This window comes from Ligaoa zhengdingensis (assembly GCF_014384885.1).
Lineage (GTDB): Bacteria > Bacillota > Clostridia > Oscillospirales > Ruminococcaceae > Ligaoa > Ligaoa zhengdingensis.
The window spans coordinates 1-520 of sequence record NZ_JACRST010000111.1 but is presented as its reverse complement, the minus strand read 5'-3'; the positions used below and the strand labels follow the sequence as shown (position 1 = coordinate 520).

General features: G+C 49.6%; 2 protein-coding genes. One reads left to right on the top strand and one right to left on the bottom strand.

What is annotated here, in order from left to right:
- Positions 1 to 187, top strand: a 187-nt coding sequence (locus H8711_RS13950; protein ID WP_249283920.1) for a hypothetical protein, incomplete at its 5' end; no start/stop codon positions are given.
- Here the strand turns inward: H8711_RS13950 and H8711_RS13945 are convergent.
- Complete coding sequence (locus H8711_RS13945) at positions 101 to 376, bottom strand: DUF6050 family protein (RefSeq protein WP_249283919.1); 276 nt, start codon at positions 374 to 376, stop codon at positions 101 to 103. The two genes, H8711_RS13950 and H8711_RS13945, sit on opposite strands and share 87 nt — an antisense overlap.
- Positions 377 to 520 lie beyond the last annotated feature (144 nt).

Here is a 520-nt window from a genome sequence, read left to right as displayed (position 1 = left end):
ATCGCCAGCAGATATTCCGGCTTTTGGGCAACAAAAAAAGAGGGTTTGCTTCTTACTCCAAATTGGAGAAGAAACAAACCCTCTTCGTTTACGATGTAGTTCAGATGATTTCCCGGATGGTATGAATGACACCGAGCAGCAGCCCGATGAAGAAGGCGAGTCCTCCGATGAGACCGCCTATGATTAAGTTCAATGCGAAGATGCCGACTGAGCCGGAGATACCGTAACCGCTGGGAACGAGCCAGAGGCACATCCTCCGGATGCCGAACGGTAATCCAACGCAGATCCACATAAGGAAGTAGTCGCATACGCCGTCAGGCATATAGATCGGCTTGAGAAATGACGCAAGGCAGAACGCAAGCGTGATCGGAAGCACAACCTCCTTCAAGAAGACTTTGATAGCACCCACTATATCCTCCTTCTGCCGGAAGTGTGCAGCAGCACCCTCCGGCTTGCTTGATTATTGTGAAAGTCCTTTGTTTTCGGTCAAAAAAAGAAGGGACTAAGCCAGAATGCCTTG